The sequence below is a fragment of the Ruminococcus sp. AF31-8BH genome, assembly GCF_003460605.1.
Taxonomy (GTDB): domain Bacteria; phylum Bacillota; class Clostridia; order Lachnospirales; family Lachnospiraceae; genus Blautia_A; species Blautia_A acetigignens.
Genome location: NZ_QTVN01000015.1, coordinates 76480 through 92435 on the forward strand (window position 1 = coordinate 76480; position 15956 = coordinate 92435).

Annotated in this window: 18 protein-coding genes and 2 pseudogenes; 10 read left to right on the forward strand and 10 right to left on the reverse strand. The window is 42.7% G+C overall.

The features are described 5' to 3' along the window. Positions 1–53: 53 nt before the first annotated feature. The 6 genes from rd to dinB form a co-directional block, all read right to left on the reverse strand. On the reverse strand, positions 54–218 hold the full coding sequence (gene rd, locus DWZ38_RS16960) for a rubredoxin (RefSeq protein ID WP_117594029.1): 165 nt from the start codon (positions 216–218) through the stop codon (positions 54–56). A gap of 272 nt (positions 219–490) precedes the next feature. Continuing rightward, on the reverse strand, positions 491–862 hold the full coding sequence (locus tag DWZ38_RS16965; protein ID WP_117854315.1) for a hypothetical protein: 372 nt from the start codon (positions 860–862) through the stop codon (positions 491–493). Between the two features lie 9 nt (positions 863–871). Next, positions 872–1444: a hypothetical protein gene (locus DWZ38_RS16970; RefSeq protein ID WP_008688147.1), complete on the reverse strand. Its 573-nt coding sequence runs from the start codon at positions 1442–1444 to the stop codon at positions 872–874. Between the two features lie 250 nt (positions 1445–1694). Then, complete coding sequence (locus DWZ38_RS16975) at positions 1695–1934, reverse strand: hypothetical protein (protein WP_005344271.1); 240 nt, start codon at positions 1932–1934, stop codon at positions 1695–1697. A gap of 12 nt (positions 1935–1946) precedes the next feature. Then, a complete protein-coding gene (locus DWZ38_RS16980) occupies positions 1947–2159 on the reverse strand; it encodes a DNA-binding protein (RefSeq protein ID WP_117854282.1) in 213 nt (70 codons plus the stop codon). A 14-nt stretch (positions 2160–2173) separates the two neighbouring features. Next, positions 2174–3421: a DNA polymerase IV gene (dinB, locus tag DWZ38_RS16985; RefSeq protein WP_117854283.1), complete on the reverse strand. Its 1248-nt coding sequence runs from the start codon at positions 3419–3421 to the stop codon at positions 2174–2176. 194 nt (positions 3422–3615) lie between these two features. Between dinB and DWZ38_RS16990 the strand changes: the two genes are divergently transcribed. Both DWZ38_RS16990 and DWZ38_RS16995 read left to right on the forward strand, forming a co-directional pair. Continuing rightward, positions 3616–4347 carry an XRE family transcriptional regulator gene (locus tag DWZ38_RS16990; protein ID WP_117854284.1) on the forward strand — a complete coding sequence of 244 codons (732 nt, stop codon included), beginning with the start codon at positions 3616–3618 and terminating at the stop codon, positions 4345–4347. Positions 4348–4403: 56 nt separating this feature from the next. Then, positions 4404–4604 carry a helix-turn-helix transcriptional regulator gene (locus tag DWZ38_RS16995; protein WP_005344265.1) on the forward strand — a complete coding sequence of 67 codons (201 nt, stop codon included), beginning with the start codon at positions 4404–4406 and terminating at the stop codon, positions 4602–4604. Positions 4605–4662: 58 nt separating this feature from the next. On the opposite strand, the gene DWZ38_RS17000 is transcribed toward DWZ38_RS16995, so the two are convergent. Both DWZ38_RS17000 and DWZ38_RS17005 read right to left on the reverse strand, forming a co-directional pair. Then, positions 4663–5097 carry a flavodoxin family protein gene (locus tag DWZ38_RS17000; protein WP_117854285.1) on the reverse strand — a complete coding sequence of 145 codons (435 nt, stop codon included), beginning with the start codon at positions 5095–5097 and terminating at the stop codon, positions 4663–4665. After that, positions 5094–5468: an MmcQ/YjbR family DNA-binding protein gene (locus DWZ38_RS17005; RefSeq protein WP_117854286.1), complete on the reverse strand. Its 375-nt coding sequence runs from the start codon at positions 5466–5468 to the stop codon at positions 5094–5096. The genes DWZ38_RS17000 and DWZ38_RS17005 overlap by 4 nt, the downstream gene beginning before the upstream one ends. 249 nt (positions 5469–5717) lie before the next feature. On the opposite strand from DWZ38_RS17005, the gene DWZ38_RS17010 reads away from it, so the two are divergent. Together DWZ38_RS17010 and DWZ38_RS17015 are read left to right on the forward strand one after the other, a co-directional pair. Further along, complete coding sequence (locus DWZ38_RS17010; protein ID WP_117854287.1) at positions 5718–6041, forward strand: MobC family plasmid mobilization relaxosome protein; 324 nt, start codon at positions 5718–5720, stop codon at positions 6039–6041. Then, positions 6008–7366, forward strand: coding sequence for a relaxase/mobilization nuclease domain-containing protein (locus tag DWZ38_RS17015; protein WP_117854288.1), 1359 nt, complete (start codon positions 6008–6010; stop codon positions 7364–7366). The genes DWZ38_RS17010 and DWZ38_RS17015 overlap by 34 nt, the downstream gene beginning before the upstream one ends. Here the strand turns inward: DWZ38_RS17015 and mobC are convergent. Both mobC and DWZ38_RS17025 read right to left on the reverse strand, forming a co-directional pair. Continuing rightward, positions 7343–7672, reverse strand: a pseudogene (gene mobC, locus DWZ38_RS17020) (plasmid mobilization relaxosome protein MobC). The gene DWZ38_RS17015 and the pseudogene mobC overlap by 24 nt on opposite strands. A gap of 250 nt (positions 7673–7922) precedes the next feature. Next, the gene (locus DWZ38_RS17025) at positions 7923–8894 is read right to left on the reverse strand and encodes an AraC family transcriptional regulator (RefSeq protein ID WP_117854289.1); all 972 of its coding nucleotides are present in this window, start codon (positions 8892–8894) and stop codon (positions 7923–7925) included. Between the two features lie 181 nt (positions 8895–9075). On the opposite strand from DWZ38_RS17025, the gene DWZ38_RS17030 reads away from it, so the two are divergent. From DWZ38_RS17030 to DWZ38_RS22925, 6 genes and pseudogenes are all read left to right on the forward strand, one after another. Next, positions 9076–9684, forward strand: a complete 609-nt coding sequence (locus DWZ38_RS17030) for an MptD family putative ECF transporter S component (RefSeq protein WP_117854290.1) — start codon at positions 9076–9078, stop codon at positions 9682–9684. Next, positions 9681–10406, forward strand: coding sequence for an energy-coupling factor transporter transmembrane component T (locus tag DWZ38_RS17035; protein ID WP_117854291.1), 726 nt, complete (start codon positions 9681–9683; stop codon positions 10404–10406). The genes DWZ38_RS17030 and DWZ38_RS17035 overlap by 4 nt, the downstream gene beginning before the upstream one ends. Beyond that, positions 10403–11875 (forward strand): energy-coupling factor ABC transporter ATP-binding protein, encoded by a 1473-nt coding sequence (locus DWZ38_RS17040; RefSeq protein ID WP_117854292.1) that lies wholly within the window; start codon positions 10403–10405, stop codon positions 11873–11875. Before DWZ38_RS17035 ends, DWZ38_RS17040 begins: the two co-directional genes overlap by 4 nt. A gap of 3 nt (positions 11876–11878) precedes the next feature. After that, positions 11879–13642: an ABC transporter ATP-binding protein gene (locus DWZ38_RS17045; protein ID WP_117854293.1), complete on the forward strand. Its 1764-nt coding sequence runs from the start codon at positions 11879–11881 to the stop codon at positions 13640–13642. Next, entirely contained in the window at positions 13635–15344 is a 1710-nt protein-coding gene (locus DWZ38_RS17050) for an ABC transporter ATP-binding protein (protein WP_117854294.1), read from the forward strand. The genes DWZ38_RS17045 and DWZ38_RS17050 overlap by 8 nt, the downstream gene beginning before the upstream one ends. 13 nt (positions 15345–15357) lie before the next feature. Next, positions 15358–15462, forward strand: a pseudogene (locus DWZ38_RS22925) (iron dependent repressor, metal binding and dimerization domain protein); the annotation flags it as partial. Positions 15463–15956 lie beyond the last annotated feature (494 nt).

Below are 15956 nucleotides of genomic sequence, written 5' to 3' on the forward strand. Positions count from 1 at the left end.
ATGTTCTCTTAGGATCTTTTAATGTCTGGCAGTTTCGTACCTGCATTTTCTGCTTAGTCTTCTACAGGAACGAAAACATCTTTTCCTAATCCGCAGATTGGGCATGTCCAGTCATCTGGAATATCCTCAAATGCAGTTTCTGGCTCGATACCAGCGTCTGGATCTCCTACTGCCGGATCATAAATATATCCACATGGTTCACATTCATATTTTATCATAGTCATTTTCCCTTTTCAATGTCGATTTATTTTTGTTACCAAGTTCCTAACAATTTTTCTAACACTTTGTTTCTTGTATATTTGTATTATACATGATAATTATTCTCTTGTCAATAATAGTAATTATTATTATTGTACTTAGCATAAACTTATATTTGAATTGCAAATTTACATATTGTATATATCATGGGAATAGTTGAATAAAAAAATGAACTCTATTCATTAAAGACAGAGTTGCTGGAAATTATTTCTCTCCAACAACTTTTTCGTCTTTAATTCCTTGAAACACAATACTGTCCAATCAGATTCATCCAACTGTTATATTTATTCTTTTCACACACCTTTCGGCAAATTTCATTTTCCATCAATACACAGAACATCTTATCATAATCAAATGCCCAAACAGCACCATTCACATGGTTTTCCACTGCTTTCTGATCTATGTTCTTTAAACGTGTGACCATTTTTTCAATTTCTCCATTTCTCAAGTTACCGATATTTTTGCAGATAAACCGAAAGAAATTCAACGTTGCATATTCGTCATGCCAATGGAACTCTTCTGGATTGTTTTTAATTTTACTGACTCGCTGCTGTTCTTTGATTATCTGATCAGCTACACCTTTCATCGAATCTTCGTATCTCATATTACTCACCTACTCTTCCTCAACGCCCAGTGACGGTTTAAATCTTTTATCCTTTGCCTGCGGTACCACGATCTCATAAAAATAAAATCCTAAATATCCAAGTGCCTGCTTCTTCATTTTATAAAAAGAAGTCCTGCCTATTCCTAACTCCTGCTGTACTTCCACATCTGTCTTATTATAATGACTGCAAAAACAGGAATGAAGGATCTCACTGAGCATCACACCATTCGGTGCATAGAACTTCACCAGTGTCATTCCACGATAGATCATATCTGACAAACCATAAATGATCATCAGGTTATTCATTTCCCGGTGCATCTTTGGCACATTCAGCTGATTGTTATAAATGCTCAGATAACTCAACGCATATGCCATATCTTCATTGATTTTCTCCTGGCACTCCATATCCAGTTCTTCTAACACAATCTGATTTTCCAAAATCAATTTCTGATAGCTTGTCATCAGTTCTTTAATATCAGTATAATGTCTTTCGATTGTAACTTCCAGATAATCCTGCGCATGGCTTGCCATCTGGAAGGTAATCTCTTTCATTGATTTAATTGCATAATCTCTGTCTGTCATCAGTTTCAAAATCTCCTTATCATCATCACACTAACTGGCGGTCTTTCAGACCAGTTCGCTTTCCCCATGATTTTGATGGGAAGCAATTACTTACTACAATTTGCAGAAGCGGATATCCAAAAGGCATTGTGGGAGCTGCCTTTGCTGACCAGAATCCCTCTTCTTATGTAAAACCTGCAGGAATATAAAGGGAAAGTGACTATCCCTGCCGGTTAATAATCCAAATAATATCGTCTATACCAATCTCTCCTTATGCTGTTTTTCTCTCCATAAACCATTTATCCACTTCGTAAAACAAGTGGCTTTCCTGCCCTTGTATCATACAGGTGTACATCATTCCTACACCGCCTGCTTTTCTGCTGGCGCATCGCTCGATTTTCAAAATTCTGTCAATGCTATACTTTCTTCCATCCTCCCATGTAAAAAATATGGGAACCAGCTGTCCGTCTTTCCGAAACTCTGCTACTACATCTACATATACTTTGTTCATGCCGACACCTCACTATAAAATCTCAATTGCTCTTGGCGATGCCGGGATTCTGCGGATATATCCATTTAACTCCAACTGCTTGATTCTGGAAAATGTTGATGATGTTGATTTCACCCCGATCAATTTTCCAAATTCCCGAACTGTCGGCGGGTATCCATGCTCCTTCGTATAATTCAAAATACACTGATAACTTTCTTTCTGTTTTCTGGTTAATACTTTTTTCAAATCTATCCCTCCAATTACCCATGAAAATAACTGTGTGGATGGATCGTGTGCGTACCAGCGTCTAAGTGGGATAAGACTTTATCCTGATACATTGCCGCTCGCTGTATACTGAAATATCCAAACCGTCGTCTAATCTCATCTACAGTACGATCCAGCTTCTCTAACTTTTCCTTTTTCTCCTGATTTCCAAATAAATCCAACTGCACGGGAATATCATCTAACACAAGATCCGCAGCTCGGATTCCCAGGCTTCTAATGGGATGTTCCCATTTGTAATTATCTTTAAATAGCTGAAATGCTGCAGTTACAATCTCGTTTGTAATATTCGTTGGCTGTCGTAAATGTATCTGTCTGGAAAAACTATACAATCGATTATCTCGAACTGTAATTTCTACTGTTTTGCATTTAAATCCATGTTTCCGCAATCGTGCAGCTACACTTTCTGCCAATGCTATTTGAATGATCCAGACATCCAGATCATTTTCCAGATCTCTCGGTGTTGTAGTGCTATTACCTATCGACTTTACTGGTGCTTCATATCCTTCCTTGCAAACCGGATCTTCATCCCAGCCATTTGCGAAAGCCCATAATACATTTCCTATTTTTCCAAAATGACTCTCTAACAACTTTTCGTCTGATTCCGCAAGTTGCCCGATTGTCCGGATTCCAAGTTTTTGCAATTTCTTATTTGTCTGTCTTCCGACATAAAGCAAATCTGACGCTGGAAGCTGCCATATCCTGTCTTTATAATTTTCTCGATTAAACTCTGTGATTGCATCCGGCTTTTTATAATCTGAACCAAGTTTCGCATAAATCTTATTCCAGGAAATTCCAATACTTACCGTTACACCCAGTTCGTATTTAATCCGATGGCTGATTTCTCTTGCAATCGTCATTCCGCTTCCTTTCAGATTTCTGCTGTCCGATACATCCAGCCAGGCTTCATCAATTCCATATGGCTCGATCTTGTCCGTATACTCCGAATAGATTTCTCTTGCCATCTTTGAAAATCTCAAATACAAATCCATCCGTGGTGGTACAAATATGATTTCCGGACTAATCTGTTTTGCCTGCCATAATGCCATTCCGGTCTTTACACCTTTTTTCTTGGCAATATAATTTGCTGTCAGTACAATTCCATGTCTGGCTTCCGGATCGCCACCGACTGCCAGAGGCATTCCGGCAAATTCCGGATGATGTAGCATTTCTACACTGGCATAAAAACAGTTCATATCACTATGCAGGATCACACGCTCACTCAAACTTTTCACCTCCCAGCTGTTTCCTTCAACATGATGTCTTATCAATTTTTGTATGTTTAGTATATATCGACATTCCGGAGATAGTCAAGTAACATCTTGGTTGTATTTTCTCCATTTTGGAGATTGTTGTTGATTTTATTTCTAACATACAGTATAATGCATGTAGAAAATTCAAATAGAAATGAGGCGAACAAATGCGTGATTTCGGGGAAATATTAGCAGAAAATAGAAAAAAGAAAGGATACTCTCAATCAGATCTGGTAGACCTGCTTTCTCAGGAAGGTATTCAGGTCACTACAAAAGCAATCTCCAAATGGGAGACCAATGCACGAGAACCAGCTTTACATGTTTTCCTGACACTTTGCCAGTTACTTGATATCGAAGATATATATGAATCCTTCTTTGGAGAAAACCCATATAACATTATGAGTGGATTGAATGAAGAAGGCAGAAATAAATTGATTGAATTTGCTGATATTTTGAAAGCTTCTAAAAAGTTTTCTCCACTGTCTGCAAAAATTATCCCATTCCATCATCCTGTAGAAATTACCTGGGAACCAGTTTCTGCTGGTACTGGAAATTACCTGGAGGATTCTGTAAAAGAAACCTATGATGTAGGACACCTTGCTCCTGAGCAGACTGACTTTGGTGTACGGATTTCCGGTGACAGTATGGAGCCACTTTATCATACAGACGATGTTGCATGGATTCAGAAAAAAGATTCTCTTGCTAATGGTGAAATTGGAATCTTCTATCTCAACGGCAATACTTACATCAAGGAATTACACGATGAGCCAGATGGTGTTTATCTGATTTCTTTAAATCAAAAATATCGTCCTATCCAGGTTTTGGAATCTGACTCTTTTAAGATTTTTGGAAAAATAATCGGGAAATGCAAAGGTGCAGAAATTCCGGGATTTCATTAGATTTCAACAGCAGGTTCATGATCCTGCTGATAACAATAAGCAAAGGAAGTGATTGAATGGCAATCAATAATACACTAAAAGATATTCGTGAAGAACGGAATCTCATTCAAGCAGATTTGGCTGAAGCCATAGGTTCCTGCAGCCAGACTATAGGCCGCATCGAACGTGGAGAACGTAATCCCTCTCTTGAGATTGCAATCCGGCTGGCACATTACCTGAAAGTGCCTGTAGAAGATATTTTTCAGGTTGAAGACTGAAACACAACTGCCAGAAAACCGAGGAGTAAAATCCCCGGTTTTCCTTTTTGCTCAAAAATTAGTGTAATCCTTTTACGAAGTCCGCTGCGTTTTTCATATCTTCTTCATTAGGATGGTCTTTAGCAATACCTCCAACCAGTTTAAATGGTCCGAATGTGTCATACCCTTTGCACCCAAATTTTCCTATCACTTTAGAATGCTTCTTGTCCAAAATCTGCTCTAAGGATTTATAATTCGCACTTCCACCATAAGTACAAATCAGAAATATCTTTTTGCCATCCGGTAGGTTCTTCTCTGCAAATCCCAATATCGACTGATGAAATTTTGAAAAAAAGATTCCTGATGCAAATCCAATCATATCATAACTGTTCATATCTGCATTTGGCTGTTTTACAGCATCAATCAAATCGACCTGGCACTCTTCTGCTATGCTTTTTACTAATTTTTCTGTATTTCCATGATGGACAGATGCATATACGATCGCTTTTCTCATTTGTTTTCCTTTCTGCCTGCTCCATCAATCAGGTCATAACTCATATCCAAAAAGTCCAGTATCTTTGCTTCACTGACCGAACCTTCCAGTAAAATCGTGATCCAGTGCTGCTTATTCATATGGTATCCTTGTAAAAATCCATAAGTCTGAATAATCATGCTGATCATTTCTGGATCGCACTTTACGTCCATGATGTCAACCAGATCATTTCCCTCTAATCCCAATTTCGATTTTTCAACCGTCATGATCACTGCATACCATTTTCCATTTTCATGTCGGAGTACTGCACTGTCCGGTAGTTTACTCCATAAATATTCCGGAATCGTGCCATACTGTTTCTGCACATATTCAAAAATTTCTTCTTTCTTCACAATCTATTCAACTCCTAATTCTTCTGATATCCTGCCCATAATCATACCACATTTTCGTATCCCGTACTACCTGCAAAATTCTTTTGCATTTTCCCGGTTCTCCTGACTTTAACTAATAGAGGGGTAAAACAGCAAGGACAGGAAGTGAGGATACACTTCCGGAAAATCCCAATTTAGGGTACCCTGCCCTAAATTGAAAAACGCTGAAAGCAACGATACAACTGCCCTCTCAGAAAGGAGAACCCGCCAATGGCTGAAAGAAAGAGAAACAAAGAAATCCATTTCTATGTCACCGAAGAAGAACGTAAGTTTATCCGCAGAAAAATGATAGAATCAAAGACAAAAAACATGGGAGCTTATCTTCGTAAAATGGCAATTGACGGTTACATCGTCAACACCGATACCACTCCATTAAAAAAACAATATGAAGAAATGCATAAGATTGGTGTGAATATTAATCAGATTGCCAAAAAAGTAAACAGCACCGGAGATCTGTATCCGGAAGAAATGCAAGAATTGAAAGAGATGGTGAAAGAATTATGGCGTATCTTAAGATCTTCCCAATTAAAGTAACAGACAAGAAAGCTCTGGACTACATCACGAATCCAGATAAAACAGATGAAAAACTGTTAGTCTCCAGTTTTGGCTGTTCCCCGGAAACTGCAGATCTTGAATTTTCTATGACAAGAGAACTGGCAAAAAAGAATGGAATGGACAAAGGCGATAACCTGGCATTTCATCTGATCCAGTCATTTAAACCTGGAGAAGTTGATGCCGAAACTGCCCATCGCTTAGGACAACAATTTGCAGACGAAGTACTGAAAGGAAAATATGAATACGTGATTAGTACCCATGTTGACAAAAACCACATTCATAACCACATCATCTTTAATGCAGCAAGTTTTGTTGATCATCACAAATATGTTTCGAATAAGCGGAGCTACCATAAAATCTGCCGGATCAGTAATCGTATCTGCCATGAAAATGGACTTGCCACCAGTATGCCAACCGGAGAAAAAGGTAAAAGCTATAAAGAGAACATGGAATATCATCGTGGCACGAGTTGGAAAGCCAAACTACGTGTTGCAGTTGATAAGGCAATCTGGACTTCCATCAACTATGAGGAATTTCTACAAAAAATGCAGTTAGCCGGATATGAAGTCCGCCAAGGAAAACACCTGTCCTTCCGTGCACCGGAGCAGAAGAATTTCACTTATATGAAATCTCTCGGAAGCTATTATTCAGAAGAAAATATCCGCATCCGCCTAGCTAAAAATCGTAACAAAGTGAAAACTCCGAAGCATCTGTCCAGAGAAGCTCGCCTGTATATCAATATTTCCACTTATGTTACGACCGGCAATCGAGAAGGATTTGAACGATGGGCAAAGCTCAATAATCTGAAAGAGGCAGCCCGCACCTTTAACTATCTTTCCGAAAATAACCTGTTGAATTATGAGGATTTCAAGCAGCATGTATCTGACATTGAAGTTTCTGTGAAAGTTGCCGACCAAAAAATAGCACAAATCAACAGTGATCTGAACACGCAGAAAGTCATTCAGAAACACTGCGATTCTTACCGGCTCTGCCGAAAAGTGATTGAGGATTGCAAATTTGCTAAAAATCCAAAAGATTACCGTACCAAGCATCAGGCAGAATACCATCTCCACGATTCACTAAAAAAAGAGCTTCAGGATCTCGGTGTCACCAAAATCCCAAGTTCTAATAAAATCCAGAAGCAAATTGAAAATCTTGAATCTGAACAGGCTGCTACCGTCCGAGAAAAACAGGAGCTGCAGAAAAAGCAAAAGACACTTGATATCATTCGGCAGAATTTCACATCACTGCTTAATGCTCCAGAAATACAAATTCCCGTATCAGAAAAAGAGCCAACTCTTTAAACAGAAGAGGTACCTACTTAACGGTGCCTCTTCCCAGATTTCCTCCATATCCGCCTGATAGGGGGAGCCTCCTGCATTGATCCGCTTGGCGATCTGATTGATATTCCGTCAGATGGCGGAAAGCTCCGCGGTGAACGCTTTGATATCCGCCGTATCGGTGTAAATGATATATCCGTCAATCGCCATCTTGCAGAGGTAGGCACCATAGCGCCTTGTGGGGAGCTGTGCCATCTTCTCGTCAATGAGCCGTTTTTCTTCCTCCGTGATATAAAATTTCATTTGAACGCTCCGCTTCCGGTTTGCCATGCTCCGCCTCCGTTTCTCATAAGAGTCTGGGATATCCCAGCAAGCATTTTTCATTTTCGGGCAAGGGACCTGAAAATCCGAAAAATCGCAAGCGGGTACTCGCTTGCTGTGCTTGCTATCGAAACCCTACCTTTGTTTTTCCCTCTGTTAATACTACAATTTGGAACGGAGATTTTGGCTGTTCGGAAAAGATATATCGTATAAATTGACAAAGAAAACGCCAGAGAAAAAATCCCTAGCGTTCATGATGTTATTGCTTATGTGCCATCTTCCGATAATCTATCGGCAAAATTCCTGTGCTTTTACGGAACAGCTCCGCAAACCGGCTGGATGTAGAATATCCAATCATTTCCGCAATTTGTCCCATCGTAAAATCCGTATCTATCAACAAGTGTTCAGCTTGGCTCATGCGACGCTGTTGAACATATTCCGTGATCGTGCAGCCTTGTAATTGCTTGAAAGATGATTTCAACTTGGTTGTTCCCATGCATGCAATCTTGGCAAGTCGTTCCAGCGGAACGTCAAAAGCATAATGGTCGTTCAAATAAGCAATCACATTTTCCAGTTGTGCTATATCCTGATCGGTTAGCTGTTTTTCCTTGCGAGTGAGAAGCTTTTTCTGTTCTTCCACCACAAGAGAAACCGCCTCGGCAACCTTAGCTTCATAAAATAAACCTGCAGCAATACCATCTCCTCGATAGAGTTTTACTTCATGGAGCAACTTTGCCATGGCTGGAAAATCCGTTGTCTGATCCACCTGCTTGAATGCAGCAAGAGGATTTATATAATCACTCGGATACTGCTTTTTCAGATAGCCCTCATAATATGCAGGCATGACCTCAATACCGATGGAATAAATGGGAATCTTCTTGTGGATCAATGCCTTATAGGGCTTGTCACCTCCGATAAAAGTCTTGATACATCCGGCAGAAAGACGCCGATATGGATTCAGTTCTTCGCCGGAGATTGATTCGTATTGAGTGATACTCAAACATTCCGGCAAATTAAATTCCATGAAAAAATCATCGTGGAAATAGAAGTCGTGAATCTTAATATCATACAGGTCTTTTTTTGCATAGACCCAATAGAAGCCTTCTCCAAACTCATGAGAAAGCCTCCAACATTGTCCAGCAGAATTAAAGCTGTTGTTGTCATCTGCTGGAATAAAATGATTATCTGTTAAAAGCGGTTCATAGTAGTCCGCAATAATGCTATTGTCCAAATAACGGCCTCCTTTGAAACGATTGGACGAACCTTTGCAATGAAAGGACGAACATCTCCCTGAATTATTGCATAATCTTCGTCCTATGAGTATTATAGGAACGTAGTTAGCAGTAACTAATCATACTATAACAGATTCGGGGCGAAAGGTCAATCGCTCCTGAAACAAGGAGGAAAATTTTATGAGCAATCAAGAAACTGTGAGAAAAGGATTGTCCGTCAAGGACTTGGTAACGACAGGAATCTTTACGGCGCTGCTGTTCGTTTTCACGATGGTGGGCGGTGTTTTCTTTGCAACAAACCCGGTACTTACATTCTATATGCCGGCAGGCAGCGCCCTGCTCTGCGGGCCAATCTACTTATTGATGGTCGCTAAAGTGCAAAAACGCTGGAGCCTGACGATCATGGGGGTTCTGATTGGCATTGTTTGGTTTGTGACGGGTATGCATTGGGCTTTTGCTCTTGGGTATATGCTTATGGGTATCATCGCTGATTTTGTCGCTGGTGCAGGACAGTACAAAAGCAAAAAATTCAATATCATTTCCTACATCCTGTTCTCCCTCGGTGGAACAGGCTCGTATCTCGTGTTCTTTGCAGACCCGGATGGATGGGCGCAAACAATGTTAGGAAACGGGACGGAACAGGGCTACATTGATACCATGCAGGCAACGGCAAATACCGGGATTCTGATTGCAATGTTCGCAGCTGTGCTTGTGACGGCCACAATCAGTGCCATAGTAGGAAGCCGGATGTTAATAAAGCAGTTTGAAAAAGCAGGTATTACAGCATGATGGGTGAAAACCGTAAGAAAGGGTTCTGGCTCGATCCACGGGCCAAACTCTTTCTTATTCTGATGTGTGTACTGGCGTCCATGGTTGCTCCGTCACTCGGATATCAATTTATACTTGTACTTCTGATTGCATTATTAGGAGTATTGTTCGGAAAGTGGAAGTATGCTGTAAACGCAGTGTGCTTCTATGCTGTTATCTGTGTTTTGACGGTGTGGATCATGACAGAGATGACTGGCACGTTGCGGACAATGTTTGTGGCGTTTCTCGGTCTGTTCCATAAGGTTTATGCCTGTGGTATGTTGGCCGGAATTGTCTTGTCAACAACGAAAGTCAGCGAATTTTTATCAGCAATGAACCGGATTCATGCACCCAAAAAGCTGGTTATCCCGCTGGCGGTCATGCTGCGCTACATTCCAACTATTCAGGAGGATTGGCGCTTTATCAAAGACGCTATGCGTATGCGGGATGTTTCCCCAACGCCAGCCGGGTTTCTTAAAAATCCGGGAATGACAATCGAGTGTATTTATGTACCGCTGATGATGGCAGCTTCAAAAGCGGCAGACGAACTTTCCATCGCTTCTATTACTCGTGGCATTGAGAACCCCAGTCCCCGCACTTGCCTTGTTCAGATAAAATGTGGGGCTGCGGACTGGATCGGAATGAGCGTTGCTGTTGCCTTTTTTGCACTCGAATTGTGTTTGCAGGGAGGTGTGATTGGTTGATTGAATTTGAAAATGTGTCTTTTTCATATCAGGGACAGGAACATAATGGCCTGCATGAAATCAATCTGAAAATCTCAGACGGCGAATGTGTCCTGTTCTGCGGACGCAGCGGATGTGGGAAAACGACAATTACAAGGCTGGTAAATGGTCTGATTCCGCAGTTTTATCAGGGTGAGTTACAAGGCCGCATATTGGTAGACGGGCAGAAAATCAGCAATCTACCTATGTATCAGATCGCGTCAAAGGTCGGTTCGGTTTTTCAGAATCCCCGGACGCAGTTTTTTAACGTGGATACTGACAGCGAGATTTCTTTTGGAATCGAAAATGAGGCACTGCCTCCGAAAGAGCTGGCAGAGCGTGTAGATCAGACAACGGATGATCTGAATATTCAAAATCTGCGGAACCGCAATATTTTTGAGTTGTCTGGAGGGGAAAAGCAGAAAATTGCATTTGCGTCAGTCTATGCAATGAACCCGGAAATCTATCTGCTTGATGAACCTTCCTCTAATCTGGACATGACTTCGATCCAGGAATTAGCGGGACATCTGCGACTGATAAAGGCGCAGGGCAAAACCGTTCTGATTGCCGAACACCGTCTATATTACCTGATGGATATTGCAGACCGCATTGTGTATCTGGATAACGGCAGGATTACAAATATTTTCACGCCGGAGGAATTGCGGCGGTTGCCTCAGGATATGCGAGAACGAATGGGACTTCGGGCAGTGGATTTGCAGGAGGTTCGTCCATTGACATGTCAGCCTGCATCTGGAAAGGAAATGCTGAGGCTATGTGATGTGGCGCTGCATTATAAGGAACGGTCGATTTTACATAATATCAATATTTCTGCTACAAAGGGTGAAGTGATCGGAGTGGTCGGTCACAACGGAGCCGGAAAGACTACATTTTCCCGCGCCATCTGCGGGCTTCACAAAGACTGCGAGGGACAATTTCTGTGGGAAGGTAAGCCGATGGATCGTAAGGCAAGGCTGAAACGTTCCTATATGGTTATGCAGGATGTAAATTATGAACTTTTTGCTGACAGTGTGGAAGCAGAGTGTTCCTTTGGTATCCGCAATCCAGATCAAACGCTGATAAATGCGACTTTGGAGGAACTGGGGCTTGCCCCATACCGAGAACGCCATCCAAACACACTTTCCGGCGGTCAAAAACAACGGGTGGCGGTAGCCGTCAGTATGATTTGTGGGAAAGACCTGCTGGTATTCGATGAACCGACCAGCGGCCTTGACTTTGACAGTATGACACAGGTGGCAGGACTGATCCGCAGGTTGTCCAATATGGGAAAGGTTATTTTCATTGTTACCCATGATTTTGAGTTTGTCTGCCGTACCTGCTCCCGTGTCCTGCATTTTGACGAGGGCGAAATGCCCGATGATGTACAAGTTACAATGGATGCCCTCCCGAAATTGAGAGAGCTGTTCTCTGTTTCAGATGGAAAGGAGAGGTAGTCTATGAAGCAGAAAAAGGAAAACAGAGTGGCTTTGCTGCTCCACTGGGCCGGTGAGCAGAAAATCTGGCTGTTTCTGGCGATTTTTCTATCGGCGGTCAGTGGTCTCTGCATTATCGTCCCTTACATTGGGATTTACAGGCTGATGGATGCCACATTTAACAATGCCTGCACAAAAGAACTTGTGGTACAGACTGTGGCAATGATTGCCGCTGCTGTCACCCTGCGTTTTGCATTATTCGGCTGTTCCGGCGTGGCAGCCCATAAAGGCGCATACGGCGCACTGTTCAAAGTGCGCTGCATGGTTGCGGAACACATAGCCAGAGCGCCTTTGGGGGCCTTGAATGAACGGCGCACCGGGGATATTAAAACGGTTCTGAATGAAGATATTGAAAAGCTGGAGTTGTTCCTGGCCCATAACCTTCCTGACCTTGTGTGCTATCTGGTTGGGCCGGTAGTCATCTTTATTTACCTGATGACCGTCAATATTCCTCTGGCATTGATTTCCCTGGTTCCGCTGATCCTTGCTGTTGTTGTAATGGGGATGATGTTCCGCAACACGGATGACCTGATGGAACGGGCCAATCGCTCCATTACCACACTGAACTCGGTTATGATTGAGTACATCAGCGGTATGAAATTGATTAAAGCCTATAACATGGGGAGCAAATCGTTTCAAAAGTTTTCAGACGCTATCCAGGAAGAAAACGCCATGTGGAATGAAACTTCCCGGCGCATGGGGCCACCTTATGCGGCCTTTGTTGTTATCATCGAATGTGGGATGTTGCTGATGGTTCCAATCGGCGGAATGTTTTTCCTCAAAGGCTCACTGGCAGCCAGCGCATTTTTGCTGTTCGTCTATGTAGGTTCCATGTATCTGGCGGAAATCCGCCCCCTGCAAGAACTGGGGACTAATTTTGCCAATGTACTGAACGCTGTTACCAAGACCAAAGAAATCCTGGATATTCCGATTTATGAGGGTGGAACGGACTTTCCCCAAAATCACGATATTGAACTTCGCAATGTCCGATTTTCCTATGACGGCAAGACCGATGTACTGCAAGGTGTCAACCTCAAAATCAATGACGGGGAACGCGTGGCTCTTGTGGGACAGTCTGGTGCCGGTAAAAGCACTGTGATTGAACTGATCTCCCGCTTCTATGATGTACAGGAGGGCGAAGTGCTGATTGGCGGAAAAAATGTCAAGGAGCTTGACTACGATACCATTCTGAAAAATGTAGCCATCGTATTTCAAAAGACATTCCTGACCCGTGACAGCGTTTTAGAAAATATCCGAATGGGCAGCAACGCCACTCTGGAAGAAGTGCAGGCTGCTGCAAAAGAGGCGCAGATTGACGATTTTATCATGTCCTTGCCAGATGGATATGACACGAAAGTGGGCAGCTTTGGCTCTCGCTTCTCCGGCGGTGAAAAACAGCGGATTGCCATTGCCCGCGCTATCCTGAAGAACGCCCCCATTTTGATTTTAGACGAAGCCACAAGCGCCTCTGACCCGGAAAATCAGATGGAGATTGACAAAGCCATTCAAAATCTCTGCAAGGGAAAGACCGTCATTGTGGTAGCCCATCGTTTGAGCGCGTTGAAGATGTGCGAGCGTGTAGCAGTGGTTGAAAATCACACAATTACCTGTGTCGGAACCCATGAGGAAGTCCGAAAGAACAATGCTTACTATCGGAAGGCGTGGGAGAACTACGAAACAGCTCGGAATATTACTTATCAGTTGGAGGGAGGCAAGCAGCATGAGTAAGCATGATGTATTGAAAAAGAACCGTAATTTTTATATTGGCGTTGGCGGGACTGTTCTGGAAGGGCTTCTCTCCGGCAGCTTGTTCATGCTTCTTTACTCTGTCATGCAATTTCTGTGGTCAGGGCAGTTTGACATGAACCGGGCATTGATATTGACTGGTGTAATTGTGGTCATTTTCCTGCTTCGTATTCTGATTTACAGCTATGGTTATACCAAAGCACAGATTGGCGGCGCAGAGGTCAGCAAAAACATCAGACTTTTTATGGGCGATCATTTAAAGCGTATCCCGCTATCCCGGTTTACCCAGGGACAGACCGGCGATTATATCAATACCATCACAAGCGATGTAAACAACTATGAAAAAATCCTGACCCATAAGATCGGTGATCTGGCAAAGAGTTTTGCACTGTCGCTCATGCTGATTATTTTTGTGATGACCATTTATGTGCCTGCCGGAATTATCCTGCTGATTGCCGACCTGCTTTTGATCCCTGGACTGTGGCTTTCTTTCCGTATGGTTCGGAAGTATGGTAAAGAAAAGAATGATATTTGTGCGGAGAATATCAGCAGCATTGTGGAGTATGTGTCTGGTATTCAAACTTTCCGGGCCTATGGCGTAGGTGGTTTGAAGAATAAAACCGTTATCAATGCCATGCGGGAGTTCTGCCGGATCAGCTTTGTGTACGAAGCAAAGGTACTGCCTATCGGTGCTGGATTTGGCATTTTAAGCTGGCTGTCCTGCCCACTGGTTATTTGGACAGCGTATGCGCCCTGGGCCACAGGGACACTGAACACGGTAGACTATCTTTTGATCTGTATGCTGCCTTTGTTCTGTGCAAAGCTGGCAAACTCTATTTTTGTAGACCTCACCAGCTATAAAAACCTGATGATTTCCAAAAACAAAATCCTGGGTGTTATGGACGAGCCGGAAGAAACAGGCAGTATGGAGACATTCCAAACAGCTACACATGAGATTCGGTTTGAAGATGTGGATTTCTCCTATGTCCCCAGAGAGCCTGTTTTGAAACACGCTTCCTTTACGGTTCTCGATCAGAAGTTGACCGCCATTGTCGGTGATTCTGGAAGCGGAAAGTCTACAATCTTGAATTTGATTGCAAAATACTATGAAGCTGGCGGTGGTACAATTTCCATTGGCGGTAAGCCGATAGATCATGTGGCAGCAGAGCGGGTACTGGAACAAATCTCTATGGTGGATCAGGATGTATTTCTGTTTGATGATACCATCCGTGAAAATATCCGTCATGCCCGTCCTGACGCTACGGACACTGAAATAGAGGCGGCTTGCCGGGAGGCGAACTGCGACGGATTTATTCGTAAGATGGAAAAAGGGTATGACACGCCAACCGGCGAAAATGGCAATCTGCTTTCAGGTGGTGAGCGGCAGAGGATTTCGATTGCCCGCGCTATCCTGAAAAACAGTCCTATCCTGCTGCTGGATGAAGCAACAGCGTCTCTTGATATTGAAAATGAGCTGGCTGTAAAGCAGGCAATCGCTAATCTTCTGAAAGAGAAAAAGACCGTAGTTATGATTGCTCACAAATTGTCCATCGTGAAAAATGCAGATCAGATACTTGTTGTGGCGGACGGCAGAATTGCAGAATCTGGCACACATGACGAGCTTTTGACGAAAGGCGGGAAATATGCTGCCATGTGGAATGCAGAGCAAAAAATTTCCGCATGAACTTGTGATTACTGGTAATGATTAGGAAACGGCGAAGCAGGATGCTTGCCGGATAGAACATGCAATCAGTGATACAGCTTTTCAGAAGTTGAAGAAAAAAGTACAGGGAACCGAATAGCGCACGTCGGCCCTGCACTGCATAATGAATTATCTGCCCCCGAACGGGGAAAGAAAAAAACCGTTGGTCTGGGCAGATAATTTCGTGTGCCCACTTTGGGAATACCATGCTTACCGGCGGTTTTGAGAGAATCAAGGTCGCCGTTTCTTTTACCCTCAAAAGGGATGACGCGCTGACGCTGGCACTCACGGCGGCTTACAAGGAGGGAGCCGCACATGATACAACCTGACCGCCGACAAATTCTAACGATGTTCTCGCAACAGTCAAAAAAATCCAGATCGCCAAATGGGGACAGTCTAACTGTGGTTGCGAATTTTCCTCTGTTCCTAATGGCAGAATATCTGAATATAATAATTTCATCCTGCACCCCCTCGTACACTTTCTGTATATAATTCTACTGCAAATCAGTTAATAAATTTAGAAGAGAAATCTCCGTACACATAAAGGCAATTTATTCCACCACTTCATCTAATTAAAAAAAAGGCCAGAAGCCA

Coding starts and splice junctions, on each gene's coding strand:
- rd (WP_117594029.1), bottom strand. CDS start 218: ATGATAAAATATGAATGTGAACCATGTGGATATATTTATGATCCGGCA.
- DWZ38_RS16965 (WP_117854315.1), bottom strand. CDS start 862: ATGAGATACGAAGATTCGATGAAAGGTGTAGCTGATCAGATAATCAAA.
- DWZ38_RS16970 (WP_008688147.1), bottom strand. CDS start 1,444: ATGACAGACAGAGATTATGCAATTAAATCAATGAAAGAGATTACCTTC.
- DWZ38_RS16975 (WP_005344271.1), bottom strand. CDS start 1,934: ATGAACAAAGTATATGTAGATGTAGTAGCAGAGTTTCGGAAAGACGGA.
- DWZ38_RS16990 (WP_117854284.1), top strand. CDS start 3,616: ATGCGTGATTTCGGGGAAATATTAGCAGAAAATAGAAAAAAGAAAGGA.
- DWZ38_RS16995 (WP_005344265.1), top strand. CDS start 4,404: ATGGCAATCAATAATACACTAAAAGATATTCGTGAAGAACGGAATCTC.
- DWZ38_RS17000 (WP_117854285.1), bottom strand. CDS start 5,097: ATGAGAAAAGCGATCGTATATGCATCTGTCCATCATGGAAATACAGAA.
- DWZ38_RS17010 (WP_117854287.1), top strand. CDS start 5,718: ATGGCTGAAAGAAAGAGAAACAAAGAAATCCATTTCTATGTCACCGAA.
- DWZ38_RS17015 (WP_117854288.1), top strand. CDS start 6,008: ATGGCGTATCTTAAGATCTTCCCAATTAAAGTAACAGACAAGAAAGCT.
- DWZ38_RS17030 (WP_117854290.1), top strand. CDS start 9,076: ATGAGCAATCAAGAAACTGTGAGAAAAGGATTGTCCGTCAAGGACTTG.
- DWZ38_RS17035 (WP_117854291.1), top strand. CDS start 9,681: ATGATGGGTGAAAACCGTAAGAAAGGGTTCTGGCTCGATCCACGGGCC.
- DWZ38_RS17045 (WP_117854293.1), top strand. CDS start 11,879: ATGAAGCAGAAAAAGGAAAACAGAGTGGCTTTGCTGCTCCACTGGGCC.
- DWZ38_RS17050 (WP_117854294.1), top strand. CDS start 13,635: ATGAGTAAGCATGATGTATTGAAAAAGAACCGTAATTTTTATATTGGC.